Here is a 17655-nt window from a genome sequence, read left to right as displayed (position 1 = left end):
TTGGGCACTACTACGGCGTTTTTATAGACGTCTCTTGCTGGCCGAACGGAAATTGTTTTTCGAGTACCTATGATATCATTTTTGTGAAGGAGGGAAGTAAAGTGCCAAGAAGAGGTAATATCGCAAAACGTGATGTTTTGCCCGATCCGCTTTATAATTCCAAATTAGTCACCCGCCTTGTTAATAACATCATGATGGACGGTAAGAAGGGCGTAGCCCAGAAGATCGTTTATGGTGCGTTTGAGGTTATTCAAGACAAAACGGGTAAAGAGCCCCTCGAAGTTTTTGAGGCGGCTATGGAGAATGTAATGCCTTCTTTGGAGGTTAAGGCCCGTCGTGTAGGCGGCGCTACCTATCAGGTTCCAATGGAGGTTCGCCCCGAGCGCCGTCAGACTTTGGGTCTGCGCTGGATTACAACGTATTCCCGTCAGCGTTCTGAGCGGACGATGAAAGAACGGCTTGCCGGAGAAATCCTCGATGCTGTAAACGGTGCAGGCGGCGCGGCTAAGAAGCGCGATGATACGCACAAGATGGCCGAAGCAAACAGAGCATTCGCACATTACAGATGGTAATGTTAGAAACACTCTGTTTCTGTTGATCGTAGAAGTAAGGAGGAAACTATGCCCAGGCAGGTATCACTTGAAAAAACTCGTAATATCGGCATTATGGCTCATATTGATGCCGGTAAAACAACCACGACCGAACGTATCCTGTATTACACGGGCGTGAATCATAAGATTGGTGAGGTGCACGATGGTGCAGCCACCATGGACTGGATGGTTCAGGAGCAGGAGAGAGGCATTACTATCACTTCTGCCGCAACCACTTGTTTCTGGACGAACAGCAAGTATTTTGGTGATCCGGATAAAAACCGTGATTACCGAATCAATATTATTGACACTCCCGGCCACGTTGACTTTACAGTTGAAGTTGAACGTTCCCTGCGTGTATTGGACGGTTCTGTAACCGTTTTCTGCGCAAAGGGCGGCGTTGAGCCTCAGTCTGAAACAGTTTGGCGTCAGGCTGAAGAGTATCATGTTCCCCGCATGGCATATGTCAATAAAATGGACATCATGGGTGCCAATTTCTATAATGTAATTGACATGATGAAGGATCGTTTAAAGTGCAATGCTGTGCCGGTCCAACTGCCGATTGGCAGTGAGGACAGTTTCCGCGGAATTATCGATTTGATCGATATGACTGCTGATGTCTATTATGATGATATGGGCAAGGATATGCGTGTGGAAGAAATTCCGGACGACATGAAGGAAAAAGCACAGGAATACCATACAGCACTGATCGAGCATGTTGCTGAGCAAGATGATGCAATAATGGAAAAATATCTGGATGGCAAAGAGATCACCCGTGATGAAATCATTGCAACCATTCGTAAAGCAACTATTGCCAATAAGTTCGTTCCGGTTACCTGTGGTACTTCTTATCGGAATAAAGGCGTACAGAAGCTGTTGGATGCAATTATTGCATTTATGCCTGCTCCGACCGATATTCCGGCTATCCGCGGAACAAACCCCGAAACTGGTGAGGAAGAAGACCGTCATTCTTCTGATGAAGAGCCGTTCTCCGCACTGGCATTTAAGATTGCAACGGATCCTTTCGTTGGAAAACTTTGCTTTATCCGTGTTTATTCCGGTGTATTGATGACTGGTTCTACTGTTTACAATTCCACAAAGGATTGTGATGAGAGAATTGGCCGTATTTTGCAGATGCACGCAAATCATCGTCAGGACCTCGACGAGGTTTATGCTGGTGATATTGCGGCGGCAATCGGCGTAAAGAATACGACTACCGGCGATACACTCTGCGACGAGAAGAATCCAGTCGTTTTGGAATCCATGGAATTCCCAGAGCCAGTTATCCGTGTTGCAATTGAGCCGAAGACCAAAGCTGGTCAGGAAAAGATGGGAATTGCTCTTGCCAAACTGGCAGAAGAAGATCCTACTTTTAAGGCTTATACCGATGAAGAAACCGGCCAGACCATTATTGCAGGAATGGGCGAACTTCATCTGGAGATTATTGTTGACCGTTTGCTGCGTGAATTTCATGTGGAAGCAAATATCGGCAAACCGCAGGTCGCTTATAAGGAAACAATCCGTAAGCATGCAGACGTAGAATGCAAATACGTCCGTCAGTCCGGTGGTAAAGGCCAGTATGGCCATGTTAAGATCAGGGTCGATCCGAATCCGGAAAAGGGTTATGAATTTGTCAATGCAACTGTTGGCGGTTCTATCCCGAAAGAATATATTCCAGCTGTTGACCAAGGTATCCAGGGCGCTATGCAGGCAGGTGTTCTTGCCGGCTATACTGTAGTGGATGTTAAGGTTGAGTTGTATGATGGTTCTTATCATGAAGTCGACTCCTCCGAAATGGCATTTAAGATCGCCGGTTCTATGGCATTTAAGGATGCAATGAAGAAGGCTGATCCGGTTATTCTGGAACCGATTATGAAAGTAACCGTTACTGTTCCGGAAGAGTATATGGGCGACGTTATCGGCGACCTGAACTCTCGCCGCGGTATGATTGGCGGTATGGATGCTATGGGCGGCGCTGAGCAGATTCATTCGATGGTTCCATTGTCTGAAATGTTCGGATATGCAACAGATATGCGTTCCAAGACACAAGGCCGAGGTCAGTTTGTCATGGAGCCGGATCATTATGCAGAAGTTCCGAAGAATATTTCTGAAAAGATTATCAGTGAGCGTACAAAGAACAACTGATTTTCTTTCATGCACAGAAGAACGGAAAACACTTGATTTTTTCCGGAACTCTTGCTAAAATATGAACCAACAGGTTCATTATAATTTGATATTAATTTGGTTAATACAAAAGGAGGAAAATTCCAATGGCAAAGGAAAAATTTGACAGATCTCTGCCGCATGTAAACATTGGTACTATCGGTCATGTTGACCACGGCAAGACCACTTTAACCGCTGCGATTACCAAGGTACTAAGCTTTGAGGGCGAAGCTGTGTTTAAGGATTATGCCAACATCGACAGCGCTCCTGAAGAGCGTGAGCGTGGTATTACAATCAATACTGCTCATGTTGAGTATCATACTGCAAAGCGTCACTACGCCCATGTTGACTGCCCCGGCCATGCTGACTATGTTAAGAACATGATCACCGGTGCTGCTCAGATGGATGGCGCAATCTTGGTTGTTTCTGCAGCTGATGGCCCGATGCCTCAGACTCGTGAGCATATTTTGCTCGCTCGTCAGGTTGGTGTGCCTTATATCGTTGTCTTTATGAACAAATGCGACCAGGTTGATGATCCTGAGCTGCTTGATTTGGTAGAGATGGAAATTCGTGATCTGCTGAACGAGTATGACTTCCCTGGCGATGATACCCCGATTATTCGTGGTTCCGCTCTGAAGGCTCTGGAGTCTACTTCTACTGATACGACTGCACCTGAGTATAAGTGCATTCATGAGTTGATGGATGTAGTTGATAACTACATCCCGACTCCTGACCGTAAATCCGATATGCCTTTCTTGATGCCTGTTGAAGACGTCTTCACAATTACCGGCCGTGGCACTGTTGCAACTGGCCGTGTAGAGCGTGGTCGGATTAAGATTGGCGAGGAAGTTGAAATCATCGGTCTTACTACTGAGCGTAAGAAGTCTGTTGTTACAGGCCTTGAAATGTTCCGTAAGACTTTGGATTTTGCAGAGGCCGGCGATAATATCGGCGTTCTGCTTCGTGGTATTCAGCGTGAAGAGGTCGAGCGTGGCCAGGTTCTGGCAAAGCCCGGTACCGTTCATCCGCATACCAAATTCCATGCTCAGGTTTACGTCCTGACCAAGGATGAAGGCGGTCGTCATACTCCGTTCTTCAACAACTATCGTCCGCAGTTCTACTTCCGTACCACCGATGTTACCGGTGTTATCACTCTGCCGGAAGGCACTGAGATGTGCATGCCTGGCGATCACATCGAGATGGATATTGAACTGATCACTCCTATCGCAATGGAGGAAGGCCTCCGCTTCGCTATTCGTGAAGGCGGCCATACTGTCGGTTCCGGTGTTGTTATTAAGATTAACGAGTAATTTATTTACTTGTTTTAAGAGAAAAAGCTGCAGCCATTTGGCTGCGGCTTTTTCTTGTAATTCCTTGATTTTTCTATATTTTTCGCTTCAATATGGTATAATAAAAGCAAAATATAAAGAATTGTCTTAAAAACTTTTAGAAAGCAGGATATCATGAAAGTTCAGAGAAAAGAGAAGCGTAGGCTGCCGCGCCGGACACTTTTATTCCGGACAAGTGTTATTTTAGCCGCAGCAGGTTTGCTTTTGATTTTATTTTTTGCTTTTCGTGGATGTGGAAAATCAGTACAGACGGAGGCTCAAACAAATGCTGTAGTATCGTCGCAGGAAGGACAAGCTCCAGAAACAACATCTGTGACAATTTTAGGGGCCGGCGACAATTTAATTCATGAGGCACTTTATGAGCATGCGAAGACTGCCGACGGCAGCTATGACTTTAGACCCTATTATAAAAAGGTGAAATCTTATATCAGCGCGGCAGATATTGCAACTTTGAATCAAGAAACGCCGCTTGCAACATCTGTTTATGAACCGAGCGGATATCCATGCTTTAATACGCCGACGCAGGACGGCGATGCTTTGGTTGACACTGGGTTTGATTTGATTAATCAAGGAAATAATCATATGCTGGATATGGGCCCGGAAGGAATTGAGGCAACGCTTAATTATTGGAAGACAAAAAACATTCCGGTAACTGGTGCCTATCGAAATGAAGATGATCTGCAAAATATTCGGATAATCGAAAAGAATGGAATTAAGGTTGCCTTTTTAGGATTTGTCGAAATGACAAATGGCAACGAGCTTCCCTCTGATTCCCCTTTGAGAATCGTTTATACCAGTGATACCGATGTGGTAAAACAGCTGATTCAGAAAGCAAAATCTATGGCGGATGTAGTTGTAGTGCATGCACATTGGGGAAATGAAGACGATTATAAGCTTTCCGATAACGAAAAAACACTTTCGCAGGAGATGGTTGATTGGGGTGCCGATATCATCTTTGGAAACCATGTGCATGTTTTGCAGGAACTCAAAGTGCTGACTAGAAAGAGTGATGGAGCACAATGCCCGGTCATGTATGCGTTCGGTAATTTCCTTTCCGGACAGGAAGATATCAATGAACTGATCAGCGGCCTTTTAACGGTGACAGTTACCAAAGATTTGTCAACAGCGAAAACAACCGTGACGGATCTGAAATTCAAACCGATCGTTACGCATTATGAGGGAGATCGAGAAAATCTTTGTGTCTATCCACTGAGTGAATATACAGAACAGCTGGCAGAGAAGCATGGAGTCAATCAGTTTATGTCCGGATTTTCATTGGACTTTATTAAAAAAATTATCAATCAGTCTATTCCAAAGGAATATCAAGATAATACCTGATTAATTCGCAGAATGACAGGTTGATTACTGTGTTCCCAAAGAGTGTCAAGATCAGACTTGACAGCAATGGAATAGTATGTTAAAATAATCACGTTAATTCTTCGGGGCGGGGTGTGATTCCCCACCGGCGGTTATGCGGCCTTTGTGCCGATAAGCCCGCGAGCGATCTGTCAGTCGCAGGATTCTGGTGAGAGCCCAGAGCCGACGGTATAGTCCGGATGGAAGAAGATATGGAAAAGAAGCTAAGCCCCGAGTACCTTTGTGTATTCGTGGGCTTCTTTTAATTTAAACGTCCATATCTCCAGAGGAGAGAAAGAATTATGACAAATTTTACAAATGAAAAGACGATCAACAAGAGTACGGATATTCGCAGAATTGCGATGATCGGAATGCTTTCTGCATTGGCCTTTATTATCATGTATTTTGAAGTGCCGCTTCCGTTTTTGCCGTCCTTTTATAAAATTGACTTTAGTGAAGTTCCAGTGCTGATTGGCGGATTTGCAATGGGTCCGGTCGCTGCAGCGATTATCGAAGCAGTAAAGGTCGTTTTGCATCTGGTTATCACGGGGACGCCTACCGCAGGAATTGGTGATTTTGCGAATTTTATGATTGGCTGCGGCCTTGTTGTTCCTGCGTCCATCATCTATAAATATCATAAGAGCCGTAAAAGCGCTATGATTGGGATGACAGTGGGCGTTTTAGTGATGGTCGTTGTAGGCGGAATTTTAAATGCTTTCGTTTTGCTGCCGGCTTATGCTGCAGCATTCCACATGCCGATGGAAGCAATTGTTGGAATGGGCACCAGCATCAATCCTGCAATCGTTGATCTTCCGACTTTGGTGCTCTTTGCAACGACTCCGTTAAACTTGATTAAAGGGATTTTGGCGTCGATTCTGACGCTTTTGCTCTATAAACGGGTTAGTCCTTTGATTCACGGCAGAGTCTAAAAAAGGAAAGTTGTTTTCTGTTTGAAATCCCCGATAATTGGACAGACAATGACATTTGTCCCTTTACAGCCTATGGGCTCTATGCTATACTATACACAATTCAGAAATTTAATATTTTCCCCTTATCAAGAGTGGCGGAGGGACCAGGCCCTATGATGCCCGACAACCTACCGGTGAAAAAATCCGGTAAGGTGCTAATTCCTGCGGTGAGACCGAAAGATGAGGCTGCTTTTAATAAGCGCTGTTCGGTTTTTCGCCGGACAGCGCTTTTAATTACAGGAGGACGATTTTTATGGCAAAACACTTTTTTACATCAGAATCAGTAACAGAAGGACATCCCGATAAATTGTGCGATCAAATCGCTGACGCAATTCTGGATAAAATCATCGAAAAAGATCCGCTGGCACATGTTGCCTGTGAGGTAACGGCGTGCACCGGTGTGATTCATGTGATGGGAGAAATCTCTACTGAATGCTATGTCGATATCCCTGCGACTGTACGTGAGGTCGTTAATTCCGTCGGATATGATAATCCTGCTTGTGGGTTTGACGGAAACACTTGCGGCGTTTTGACTTCCATTGATATGCAGTCTCCGGATATTGCAATGGGTGTGAATGAATCCTATGAAAAGAAAAATGGTGCGACAGACGAAGCGGATACTATCGGCGCTGGAGATCAGGGCATGATGTTTGGTTATGCCTGTGATGAGACTTCTGAAAAAATGCCGTTGGCGATTTCTTTGGCACATAAGCTGAGCTATCGCCTTGCGCAGGTGCGTAAGGACGGAACTTTGCCATATCTGCGGCCCGATGGAAAAACTCAGGTAACGGTAGAATATGACGACGATACCCCTGTTCGTGTAGAGGCGGTTGTTGTTTCGGCACAGCATGATCCGGAGATTCCGCTCAGTCAGATTCGGTGTGACCTTTTGAAAGAAGTAATTCAAAATGTGATTCCGGAAAAATGGCTCGATGAAAATACAAAGTATTATGTAAACCCGACTGGACGCTTTGTAATCGGTGGCCCAGTAGGTGACAGCGGACTTACCGGACGGAAGATTATTGTGGATACATACGGCGGATACGGTCGTCACGGTGGCGGTGCATTCTCTGGAAAAGACCCCACAAAGGTAGACCGTTCGGCGGCATATGCTGCGCGCTGGGTAGCGCGCAATCTGGTTGCGGCCGGACTTGCCAAGAAGTGCGAAGTTCAGCTTGCCTATGCAATCGGCGTTGCAAATCCGGTTTCCATTCGTGTGGATTCTTTCGGAACTTCTGCATATGATGATGAAAAGCTTGCTAATGCAGTCAAGAAAGTATTTGATCTGCGTCCGGCGTCTATTATTAAGACTTTGGACCTGCGCCGCCCGATTTATCGCGCAATTTCCAATTATGGCCAGATGGGTCGTAATGGGATGCCTTGGGAAGAAGAGAACCGCGTAAAGGAACTGAAAGCTGCCTTGCAGTAAGTTTGTTAATAATCTTTAGAAGAACCAAAAATCACCTTTTTGCATACGCTGCAATGAGGTGATTTTTTATGTCTGTGGGGGAGGTACTTTTTGGACTGTTAGCGATTGTCGGCTTATGCGACCTTGTTCGGTCAGTGGTTTTTTGGATTTACAATGACAGAAAAGAAGGAGAAATTATATTGACGTTACATCTTTCTGGTCACCGGGAAGACGCTGAATATTTAATACGCGGTGCTTTGCAGAAACTAAAGGCGGCGCGAGGGGTTTCTCAAAAGCGTCTTTTAGTAATTGATGATGGAATGGATCAGGAGACCAGAAATATTTGTGAAATTCTGCTGCAGGGACAGCCGCAGGCAACAATTTGCAGTGGAAAAGATGCTTCTGCAGAGGTTTGCAAAATACGGTAGATCCGTGCTATACTTAAATTGATTGGAAAGACAGAAGGTGCAGTATGGCAGAGGAAGAGAAACTTTTAGAGATGACCGGTTCCGTCGAACGGGTCGTTTTTCAAAATGATAAAAATGGATATGCAATTTTGGAGATTAATAACGGGGAAGAATTAGTGACCGCGGTAGGAACGATTCCTGGTGCTGCACCAGGAGAAGAACTGCACCTTGTGGGCATTTGGGGAGAGCATCCGACTTTTGGGAGACAGTTTCAGGTGCAGGCTTTTGAGCGGCTTCGACCACACTCCAGCGAAGCAATTTTACAGTATCTTTCTTCCGGAGCGGTTAAGGGGATCGGGCCTCGGATTGCTCAGAAATTGGTGGAAGCATTCGGCGAAAACACTCTGGAGGTCATCGAAAAGGAACCGGACCGATTAACGTCTATTCAGGGAATTACGCTCAATAAAGCAAAAAAGATCAATGAATATTTTTGTCAAGTTACTTCGATCCGCGAAGTCATTCTTTATCTTTCTCAGTATGGGATCACCCCGCAGGAGTCGGTGCGCGCATATCAGACTTTTGGTGCGGAGACGCCGGATATTGTGCAGGAAAATCCTTATCGTTTGTGCGAAGAGGGAATTTCAATTGGCTTTCACCGTGTAGATGAGATTGCGGCATCAATGGAACGTCCGGCGGACGATGACTGCCGAATTCGTGCGGGACTTCTTTTTGTTTTACGCCATAATCTGCAAAATGGGCATACTTATCTTCCAAAAGATAAACTAGTTCCTGCGGCGGCGGGAATGCTTGGCGTTTCGATGGAGCAGACGAATTCTGTGATGGAGGAACTGCTTTTGGACGGAACGATCAATTCATGCGAGATTCATTCGAGAGCTTGCTGCTTTTTGCCGGATTATTATGAGGCAGAAAATTATGCTGCAGACCGTCTGAAAATGATGTTGGAATTTCCCGCTCAGCCAATTCAGAATGTAGAGGAAAAAATCGATTGCTTCGAAAGCTCTACGGGATTAAGTTATGCACCGGAGCAGAGAGAAGCAATTCGTGCAGCCGTTACCGGTGGAATTCTGGTACTGACGGGAGGTCCGGGTACTGGGAAAACTACAACTTTGCATGCAATCATTCACTTGTTAAAACAAAATGGAGAAAAAGTTTTTCTAGCGGCTCCAACTGGGCGTGCGGCAAAACGAATGAGCCAGATGACGGGGGAAGAAGCGAAAACAATTCACCGCCTTTTGCAGGTAGAATGGGGAGAAAATGACCAGCCTGCTTTTTCCTGCAATGAAAAGAACCGCTTGGAATGTGATGCTCTGATTGTGGACGAGCTGTCAATGCTGGATGCAAAACTTTTTGAGGCTCTTTTAAAAGCTTTGCCGATGGGATGTCGGCTGATTCTTGTAGGAGACCGAAATCAGCTTCCATCTGTCGGGGCAGGCAATGTGTTGGGGGACTTGATCGATTCGGGGAAACTTCCTGTTGTCGCATTAAAACATATTTTCAGGCAGGCGATGGAAAGCCTGATTATCACAAACGCACATGCAATTTTGGAAGGAAAAATGCCGATTCTCAACGATCACAGTCGGGATTTCTTCTTTTTGCCATGCAGTGAACCGGAAAAAATTTCAAAGACAGTGATTGATTTGGTGAAGCGCCGTTTACCGGAATCCTACGGTTATTCAGCGATGACAGATCTTCAGGTTTTGTCGATGGCACGAAAAGGCGATTTGGGAACGATTGAGCTGAATCGTCAGCTTCAGGCGGTTTTAAACCCGGTGGACCGCACAAAAGCCGAGATTCGGGTGGGTCCGTTTTTATTTCGTGAAGGCGATAAAGTGATGCAGATTAAAAACAATTATCATATTGCATGGGAAGCGCAAGACGGATCTCAGGGAGAAGGCGTCTTTAATGGGGATATGGGAATTCTGCAAAAAATTGACCGTCGGGCTTCCATACTGCAAGTCGAAATGGACGGCCGCTTGATTACCTATGAACTGGGCATGGCAAAAGAACTGGAACTTGCCTACGCGATGACCATTCATAAAAGTCAAGGCAGTGAATTCGATGCGGTTGTAATGCCTGTTTATCCGGGCCCTCCACAGCTCTTATACCGGAATTTACTTTATACGGCGATTACAAGAGCGAAAAATTTACTGATTTTGGTCGGAACGCAGCAGACAATTCGTACTATGGTAGAAAACGATAAGAAAATGAAGCGCTTTTCAGGACTTTGTGCCTTTTTAACGGGAGAAGAAAATCATGAATCAGATTCTGACTAAGATGATTGAATGTTTTTTCCCGCCGCGCTGTGTTTTTTGCGATTGCGTTTTGTCAAGCGGTCAGATCATCTGTAAGCGTTGTTCCGAGACGGTTTCGGAAACCTTTTGGCAGAGGGATTTTTTGCTCTTGTCAAAGTATCCTTTTTCTTGTACAGCACTTTATGATTATACGAAGGAAGTGCGAAGTGCCTTAATTCGGTTTAAATTTCAAGATGAAACGATTTTAAAAGAATATTTTGGGAAAAAGCTTTTGGAGCGGATGAAGGAAATTCCTTTTAAGCCGGACTTTGTTACATCAGTTCCAATTTCGAAAAAGAGAAAAAAGCAGCGCGGCTATAATCAAAGTGAGCTTCTCGCAAGAGAACTTGCTAAAAATTTGGAGGTCCCCTATCAAGAATTGCTTTCTAAAGTGCGGGATAATGTTCCGCAGCATGAATTATCAGAAGAAGATCGCTTAGAAAATGTAAAGGGTGTTTACTGCACCAAAAATAACGAAGAAATTCTTGGGAAAAGGATCCTTTTGGTAGATGATATTTTGACAACGGGAGCGACAATGTGTTCCGCAGGGCAGACTTTATTTTGTGCAGGGGCAAAAGATGTTTTTGGAATTGCAGTAGCAACAACTCCTGTTTCCCGTTGAAAAGTACTTTTATCTGTATTATAATAAAAGAACTATAAAGAATGGATGTGATTTGATTTGCTCGGTACCGATATTGCCATTGATCTAGGCACTTATGCGATCAAACTTTTTGTAAATGGGCAGGGCGTTACCGTTCATGAGCCGTCGGTTGTTACAATCGATACGGAAAAGAATCAGGTAACGGCAGTTGGAAAAAAGGCTTATGAGATGCTCGGGCGTACCGGAAATAGGCTTCGTGTGGAGCGTCCGCTGCAAAACGGAGTGATTTCCAATTTCGATTTGGCACAGTATCTTGTCAGCCATTATATTCATGAACTGGGCGCAAAAAAAATGGTGATGCCGCGGGTGGTCGTGAGTGTTCCATGTAATATTACCGAAGTGGAAAAACGGGCAGTTGTGGATTCCATTAGTGCAGCAGGAGTACGAAAGATTTGTTTGATTCAGGAACCGATTGCAGCGGCGATGGGGGCTGGAATCGATATTAGTTCTCCACATGGCGTTTTAGTAGTCGATATTGGCTGCGGAACAACGGACATGGCAGTTTTGTCTTTGCGTGGGGTTTCAAATTCTAAAATTGTTAAAATTGCGGGGCAAAAGTTTGATGAAGCGATTGCTCGTTTCATTCGAAATAAGTATCATTTGCAGATTGGGGAACGAATGGCAGAAGCCTGCAAAATTGCGATTGGCGGGGTTTTGCCCAGAACGGATTTTGTAACGACATTTACGGCCAAAGGAAAAGACACAGAGAATGGACTTCCGGCGTGGGCGGAGGTTACCAGCGAAGAAGTTTTGGAGGCAATGACGGAACCGGCGATGGATATTGTCCATGCGGTTCAGAAATTGATGGAAGAAACGGATCCTGAACTTTTGGGAGATGTTTTTTCAGACGGCATTATTTTGACTGGTGGTTCTGCAAAAATTTATGGGTTTGCAGATCTTCTTTCTAAACACGTTGGAATGCCGGTGAAAGTTGCAGAGGATCCGGAGCTGTGTGTCGCACTGGGTGCGGGCCAAGCAATTCCATTTATTGAAGATTTGGAAAAGAAGCGCGAAGGAATTATTAATCCTTTGAGCGCTGCTTATTAAAATTAAGTAAAAGGAACCGCAGATGGGAAGTCTTTCCGTCTGCGGTTCCTTTTTGTAAGTTTTTATTAAATTTATAGTCCGCGCATAAAGTCCGGTTTAAAATCGTGATCGGCTTGTGCTTCTTCAATTTGTGCAAGCATTCTTGGAATATCCTGATTCAGGTTTCCTCCTAAATCCACATAGTTAGAAGCGTGGTTAGAACGGAAGACGGAACCTTCGCTGTCTACATTTTTGAGAAACAGTTTAAGCTCATCGAGCAGCTCCATAGGGGACATTCGCTGAAATTCACCACTCTTTACTTGGTCATAAAGAGGAGTCCCTGGATAAACTCGCAAAGTCAAAAAGCTGACATATTCGGGTTTAATTAAAGAGGTGATTTTGGCGCTTGCAAGCGCATGTTCTTTGGAGCGAACACGGCTGCCCATGCCGGAAATCAGCATCATAGAGACTTTAATTCCCGCTTTTTTGAGCTTTAGACAGGCTTCAACCGTTTCTTCTGCAGTAACGCCTTTTCGAATGTTTTTAAGGACTTCATTGTCGCCGCTTTCAGCACCAATATAAACCATTTCGAGGCCAGCTTTGCGCAGCTGCAACAATTCCTCCGGCGTTTTCAGAAGAACATCTGCCGGAGCGCCATAGGAAGTTACTCGTTCGCATTCCGGGAAAAGACGGCGAATTTCGCTGAGAATATAAAGCAGGTCGGGAGTCTTTACAATCAAAGCATCTCCGTCTGCCAAAAAGATTCGGCGTACATAGGAATAAGTATTCCGTGATTCTTTTAGATCCTTAACAACATCTTCCAGCTTACGAATTCGAAAGTTCTTTTCTTTATACATAGTACAGAAGGTACAAGTGTTTCTGGCACATCCAATGGTGAGCTGAATAATCAAGCTTCTGGCTTCACTCGGCGGACGATAAACAATGCCTTCATATCGCATATCATTTCACAGCCTTTCTTTAAGTAAATAGAGAATCTTAAAAAACGTCGCTCATTTATCATGAGACGGCGTTTTTTGTAATTATGCTTTTTCCTGATATCGTTTGACGATTTGGTTCGCGCATTTATAGACATCTCCACCGCCAAGGGTGAGAATCAAATCTCCGGGCTTTGCCTTTTCCATAACATAGTCGGTGATTTCAGGAAATGTTTTTCGATAAACAGCGCCGGGGACTTTTTTGACCAAATCTTCGGCGTAGATGTGATACGTATTCGTTTCACGTACCGGCAGAATTTCGGAGACAATGACGTGGTCAGGAATTGTTAGCGCTTTGGCAAAATCATCAAGCAGCATAGCCGTACGACTGAAGGTATGAGGCTGAAAAATCGCCCAAACCTCATGAAATCCCATATGCATTGCAGCGCTTAGAGTTGCGGTGAGCTCTGTGGGGTGATGTGCAAAATCATCGGCGACCGTGATGCCGTCAAAGTGTCCCAGAATTTCGAAACGGCGGTGAACGCCTGTAAAAGTATGAAGACTCTTTTTGATGGATTCTACCGGAACACCAAAGTAATCTGCTACTGCAAATGCTGCAAGTGCATTGTAAATGTTGTGTCTGCCTGGAATTCCCAACGTCACATTGCAAAGAGGAATTCCGTCTTTTACAATATCAAAATTTTCTTTTGCGCCTTTGGTCGGGGCAATATTCGTCGCATGATAGCGGTTTTTCGGATCGAGTCCAAACGTAATAATTTCCAGATTATCGATACCCTGGAGCGCTTTTTGAGAGTTTAAATCATCTCCGTTTACGACGACTGCACGAGAAGTCTGTGTCGCAAACTGATGAAAAGACTTGATGATGTTGGATAAATTTTTAAAATAGTCGAGGTGATCTGCATCTACATTTAGAATCACGGAAACTGCAGGATACAGCTGCAAGAAAGTATCAACATACTCACAGGCTTCGCAGACAATGGTGCCGGAGTGCCCTGCACGTCCGTTTGTGCCGATAGAGGGCAGCTTTCCACCGATTACAGCAGAAGGATCACGGCCAGCGTCCATTAAGATTGTGGTGATCAATCCGGTCGTTGTCGTCTTTCCATGTGTGCCGGAAACACAGATACTGTCCGGATACCGGCGAACCACCATTCCCAGCATGACACTGCGTTCAATTTCGGGAATTTTACGTTCCCTTGCGGCAACGCGTTCAGGATTATCTTCTTTAATAGCGGCAGAATAGACAACTAGCTCTGCATCATGCAGATTTTCGGCTTTTTGTCCCATATAAACCGGAATTCCATAAGTGCGCACTCTTGCGAGTGTATCGGATTCACTGTTGTCGGAACCGGAAATTTGATATCCACGATGAATCAGAATTTCAGCGATCGGGCACATGCCGGAACCGCCGATTCCGATAAAGTGGATTTTTTCAACACGTGATAAAATATCATCCATAAAGGCAAGACACCTCTTCCAATCATAACAAGATACGTTTTTATATTATAATACTTTTTCAGGATAAAATAAACAGTTTTCTTTGGAAAGAACAGAAAAACAAAATCTTTTCCGGTATGCGCACAGGAAAGAAAAATACTCCATAATATGGCTTAAAGAGGCTAAGGAGGGATCACTGTGCCTTTTCGTCATTCATTTGGAATTTTAGGGGGAGACAAACGTCAGCTGTTTCTGGCGGAACTTTTGGCGTCGGATGGCTATGAGGTTTTCGTTTATGGATTTCCCCATATTGATTTTGTTCATTCATCTATTCGAAAAGTAGATTTAAAAACCACACTGGAATCTTGCCGGGATCTAATTCTGCCGCTTCCGGTGAGCACTGACGGAAAGAATTTAAAGGCGGTTTATGCAGATGAACCGATTCCTTTAGACGATCATTTTGCAAACGCATGCGAGGGACATCGAGTATATGTGGGGATGAAAGAGCGATTGCTGAAGACCAGTCCGCTTTGGGAAAATGTAGATGTGCGGGATTATAATGCGCAGGAGGAATTTGCGGTCCGGAACGCGGCAATTACTGCAGAGGGAGCGATTGGAATCGCAATAGGGGAATATCCAGATGTCCTCTATCACAGCAGATGCCTGGTCGTTGGCTTTGGAAGAATCGGAAAACAGCTTTCTTTAAGGCTAAAAGCGATGGGAGCAAATGTTTCTGTCTGTGCAAGAAAAGAAAAAGATTATGCGATGATTGAATCACTTGGGATGGAGCCGATTCCAACAGCAAAAATCGGGGAAAAAGCTTCTTTCGACTTGATTTTTAATACAGTGCCGGCAGTTTTATTTGATCATAGAGTTCTGCGGCAATTTTCAAATACAATTATTTTAATCGATTTATCATCTTCCCCCGGCGGGGTCGATTTGGAAGCGGCAAAGGAGCTGGGAATCCACGTTGTGCAGGCGCTTTCGCTGCCGGCAAAGATAGCTCCAAAAGCAGCAGGAAAAGTGATGCAGCAAACGATTTATATGATGATGGGGGAGTGAAAGGATGAAACAGCTTACCTTTGGATTTGCTATGTGTGGATCATTCTGCACATTTTCAAAAGCTTTTGAACAGATGGAATCTTTGGTGCAGAACGGATATCAAATTGTTCCGATTATGAGCGAAACAGCGAGCAGCACCAATACCAGATTCGGAAATGCAGAGGATTTTAAAGTTCGGGCGGAGATGCTTTGCGGCCACCCGGTCATTGACAGCATTGTAAAAGCGGAACCAATCGGCCCGAAGCATTTGGTGGATCTGATGATCGTTGCACCCTGTACCGGGAATACGCTGGCAAAGCTTGCACATGGAATTACGGATACGGCAGTTACAATGGCAGTAAAGTCCTGTTTGCGTATTGGATTACCGGTGCTGATTACGTTAGCAACAAACGATGCTTTGGCGGCTTCTGCCCAAAATATTGGACGCCTGCTCAATACCAAGCATATTTTCTTTACTCCGTTTCGGCAGGACGCGCCGGAAACAAAAGCAACCTCTGTGGTAGCAGATTTTTCCATGATTTTGCCGGCAGCATTAAAAGCTTTAGAAGGCAAACAATTGCAGCCGCTTCTTTTAGGAAGTAATGATTCATTTTAAGATTGTATCAAAGGCAATTTCATGCTATTATAAAAAGCAAAAGAAAGAAATTTAATGGATTATGCAAAAAACAAAGGAGTGTTTGCTATGCAGCAGTATCGTCCGGATACCGTATGTATCCACGCAGGCTATACGCCGAAGAATGGAGAACCGCGTGTACTTCCGATTGTTCAAAGTACTACTTATCGGTATGAGACAGGAGAACAGATGGGGAAGCTGTTTGACCTGGAGGAAGATGGATTTTTCTACACACGGATTGCAAACCCCACTTTGGATGCAGTGGAAAAGAAGATTGCTGCATTAGAAGGCGGTGTAGGGGCGATGCTGACTTCTTCCGGAATGGCAGCATCCTTTATGGCAACCTTTAATATTTGCCCTACAGGGAGCCATATCGTTTCGAGTAATGCGGTTTATGGCGGTACTTTTAATTTATTTAATAAAACAATGCGCGAGATGGGGATAGAGACCACTTTTGTGCATCCGTCGGCAACAAAAGAGGAATTGGAAGCGGCTTTTCAGGAAAATACCCGTGCGGTTTTCTGTGAGACCCTTTCCAACCCATCTTTGGTCGTAACGGATCTGGAACTTTTTGCACAGGTTGCTCATGAGCATGGGGTTCCTCTAATTGTCGATAACACATTCCCAACGCCAATTAACTGCCGCCCATTTGAATTTGGGGCGGATATTGTTGTTCATTCTACCACGAAATACATGGATGGCCATGCAGTACAGTTGGGCGGCGTTATTGTAGACAGCGGAAATTTTGACTGGACAAACGGAAAATACCCGGCATTAACAGAGCCGGATGAATCCTATCATGGAATCACCTATACAAAGCAGTTTGGAAAAGCAGCTTATATTACAAAAGCCAGAGTGCATATGATGCGTGATTTGGGTGCGCAGGCAGCCCCGATGAATGCATTTCTTCTAAACCTTGGGCTAGAGACGCTGGCTCTGCGAATGGAACGCCACTGCGCTAATGCACAGAAGGTCGCAGAATTTTTGGAGAAGAATCCGAAAGTGTCTTGGATTAACTATCCGGGACTTGCAAGCAGCCCATATTATCAGCTTGCACAAAAGTACCTGCCAAATGGAAGCAGCGGTGTTGTGTCGTTTGGCGTAAAGGGAGGAAGAGAGGCGGCCAGTAAATTTATGTCTGGCTTAAAGCTTGCTTCTATTGTAACGCATGTGGCGGATCTGCGTACTTGTGTATTGCATCCTGCAAGCACAACGCATCGTCAGATGAGTGATCAGGAGCTTTTAGAAGCTGGCGTAAAACCGGATCTGATTCGCTTTTCTGTCGGAATCGAAAATCTAAATGATATTTTGGAAGATTTGGAACAGGCTTTGGAGCAGGTCTGAGTC

At 44.8% G+C, this 17655-nt stretch carries 15 protein-coding genes and 2 riboswitches; of the genes, 13 read left to right on the top strand and 2 right to left on the bottom strand.

Annotation, left to right across the window (positions count from 1 at the left end):
* The first annotated feature begins 101 nt into the window (after positions 1–101).
* From rpsG to mreB, 10 genes are all read left to right on the top strand, one after another.
* Positions 102–572: a 30S ribosomal protein S7 gene (gene rpsG / locus ACVS9P_RS07300; protein WP_452102925.1), complete on the top strand. Its 471-nt coding sequence runs from the start codon at positions 102–104 to the stop codon at positions 570–572.
* Between the two features lie 48 nt (positions 573–620).
* Positions 621–2735, top strand: coding sequence for an elongation factor G (gene fusA, locus ACVS9P_RS07295; RefSeq protein ID WP_452102924.1), 2115 nt, complete (start codon positions 621–623; stop codon positions 2733–2735).
* 125 nt (positions 2736–2860) lie between these two features.
* Entirely contained in the window at positions 2861–4063 is a 1203-nt protein-coding gene (gene tuf, locus ACVS9P_RS07290) for an elongation factor Tu (protein WP_452102923.1), read from the top strand.
* A gap of 153 nt (positions 4064–4216) precedes the next feature.
* On the top strand, positions 4217–5440 hold the full coding sequence (locus ACVS9P_RS07285; RefSeq protein ID WP_452102922.1) for a CapA family protein: 1224 nt from the start codon (positions 4217–4219) through the stop codon (positions 5438–5440).
* 93 nt (positions 5441–5533) lie between these two features.
* Positions 5534–5674: riboswitch (FMN riboswitch) on the top strand.
* A gap of 86 nt (positions 5675–5760) precedes the next feature.
* Complete coding sequence (locus ACVS9P_RS07280; RefSeq protein WP_452102921.1) at positions 5761–6387, top strand: ECF transporter S component; 627 nt, start codon at positions 5761–5763, stop codon at positions 6385–6387.
* Between the two features lie 119 nt (positions 6388–6506).
* Positions 6507–6613, top strand: a riboswitch (SAM riboswitch).
* A 66-nt stretch (positions 6614–6679) separates the two neighbouring features.
* Complete coding sequence (gene metK, locus ACVS9P_RS07275; RefSeq protein WP_452102920.1) at positions 6680–7855, top strand: methionine adenosyltransferase; 1176 nt, start codon at positions 6680–6682, stop codon at positions 7853–7855.
* Positions 7856–8034: 179 nt separating this feature from the next.
* Entirely contained in the window at positions 8035–8262 is a 228-nt protein-coding gene (locus ACVS9P_RS07270) for a hypothetical protein (RefSeq protein ID WP_452102919.1), read from the top strand.
* A gap of 44 nt (positions 8263–8306) precedes the next feature.
* Positions 8307–10535, top strand: coding sequence for an SF1B family DNA helicase RecD2 (recD2, locus tag ACVS9P_RS07265; protein ID WP_452102918.1), 2229 nt, complete (start codon positions 8307–8309; stop codon positions 10533–10535).
* Positions 10516–11175, top strand: a complete 660-nt coding sequence (locus ACVS9P_RS07260) for a ComF family protein (RefSeq protein WP_452102917.1) — start codon at positions 10516–10518, stop codon at positions 11173–11175. The genes recD2 and ACVS9P_RS07260 overlap by 20 nt, the downstream gene beginning before the upstream one ends.
* A 57-nt stretch (positions 11176–11232) precedes the next feature.
* Complete coding sequence (gene mreB / locus ACVS9P_RS07255; protein WP_452102916.1) at positions 11233–12261, top strand: rod shape-determining protein MreB; 1029 nt, start codon at positions 11233–11235, stop codon at positions 12259–12261.
* A gap of 71 nt (positions 12262–12332) precedes the next feature.
* Here the strand turns inward: mreB and ACVS9P_RS07250 are convergent, their stop codons facing one another.
* Together ACVS9P_RS07250 and murC are read right to left on the bottom strand one after the other, a co-directional pair.
* Entirely contained in the window at positions 12333–13199 is an 867-nt protein-coding gene (locus ACVS9P_RS07250) for a radical SAM protein (protein WP_452102915.1), read from the bottom strand.
* An 81-nt stretch (positions 13200–13280) separates the two neighbouring features.
* A complete protein-coding gene (gene murC, locus ACVS9P_RS07245; protein ID WP_452102914.1) occupies positions 13281–14654 on the bottom strand; it encodes a UDP-N-acetylmuramate--L-alanine ligase in 1374 nt (457 codons plus the stop codon).
* 177 nt (positions 14655–14831) lie between these two features.
* Between murC and ACVS9P_RS07240 the strand changes: the two genes are divergently transcribed.
* From ACVS9P_RS07240 to ACVS9P_RS07230, 3 genes are all read left to right on the top strand, one after another.
* Positions 14832–15695, top strand: a complete 864-nt coding sequence (locus tag ACVS9P_RS07240; protein WP_452102913.1) for a dipicolinate synthase subunit DpsA — start codon at positions 14832–14834, stop codon at positions 15693–15695.
* 4 nt (positions 15696–15699) lie between these two features.
* Entirely contained in the window at positions 15700–16290 is a 591-nt protein-coding gene (locus ACVS9P_RS07235; RefSeq protein WP_452102912.1) for a dipicolinate synthase subunit B, read from the top strand.
* Between the two features lie 87 nt (positions 16291–16377).
* Positions 16378–17652, top strand: coding sequence for an O-acetylhomoserine aminocarboxypropyltransferase/cysteine synthase family protein (locus tag ACVS9P_RS07230; RefSeq protein WP_452102911.1), 1275 nt, complete (start codon positions 16378–16380; stop codon positions 17650–17652).
* Positions 17653–17655 lie beyond the last annotated feature (3 nt).

The organism is Caproicibacterium sp. NSD3 (assembly GCF_053613275.1).
The sequence above is the reverse complement of the archived record's forward strand: the minus strand, read 5'-3'. Positions and strand labels throughout refer to the sequence as shown.

What these genes read in the sequence shown, in the direction of transcription:
- fusA (WP_452102924.1), top strand. Translation starts at nt 621, where the DNA reads ATGCCCAGGCAGGTATCACTTGAAAAAACTCGTAATATCGGCATTATG.
- tuf (WP_452102923.1), top strand. Translation starts at nt 2,861, where the DNA reads ATGGCAAAGGAAAAATTTGACAGATCTCTGCCGCATGTAAACATTGGT.
- ACVS9P_RS07285 (WP_452102922.1), top strand. Translation starts at nt 4,217, where the DNA reads ATGAAAGTTCAGAGAAAAGAGAAGCGTAGGCTGCCGCGCCGGACACTT.
- ACVS9P_RS07280 (WP_452102921.1), top strand. Translation starts at nt 5,761, where the DNA reads ATGACAAATTTTACAAATGAAAAGACGATCAACAAGAGTACGGATATT.
- metK (WP_452102920.1), top strand. Translation starts at nt 6,680, where the DNA reads ATGGCAAAACACTTTTTTACATCAGAATCAGTAACAGAAGGACATCCC.
- recD2 (WP_452102918.1), top strand. Translation starts at nt 8,307, where the DNA reads ATGGCAGAGGAAGAGAAACTTTTAGAGATGACCGGTTCCGTCGAACGG.
- ACVS9P_RS07260 (WP_452102917.1), top strand. Translation starts at nt 10,516, where the DNA reads ATGAATCAGATTCTGACTAAGATGATTGAATGTTTTTTCCCGCCGCGC.
- ACVS9P_RS07250 (WP_452102915.1), bottom strand. Translation starts at nt 13,199, where the DNA reads ATGCGATATGAAGGCATTGTTTATCGTCCGCCGAGTGAAGCCAGAAGC.
- murC (WP_452102914.1), bottom strand. Translation starts at nt 14,654, where the DNA reads ATGGATGATATTTTATCACGTGTTGAAAAAATCCACTTTATCGGAATC.
- ACVS9P_RS07235 (WP_452102912.1), top strand. Translation starts at nt 15,700, where the DNA reads ATGAAACAGCTTACCTTTGGATTTGCTATGTGTGGATCATTCTGCACA.
- ACVS9P_RS07230 (WP_452102911.1), top strand. Translation starts at nt 16,378, where the DNA reads ATGCAGCAGTATCGTCCGGATACCGTATGTATCCACGCAGGCTATACG.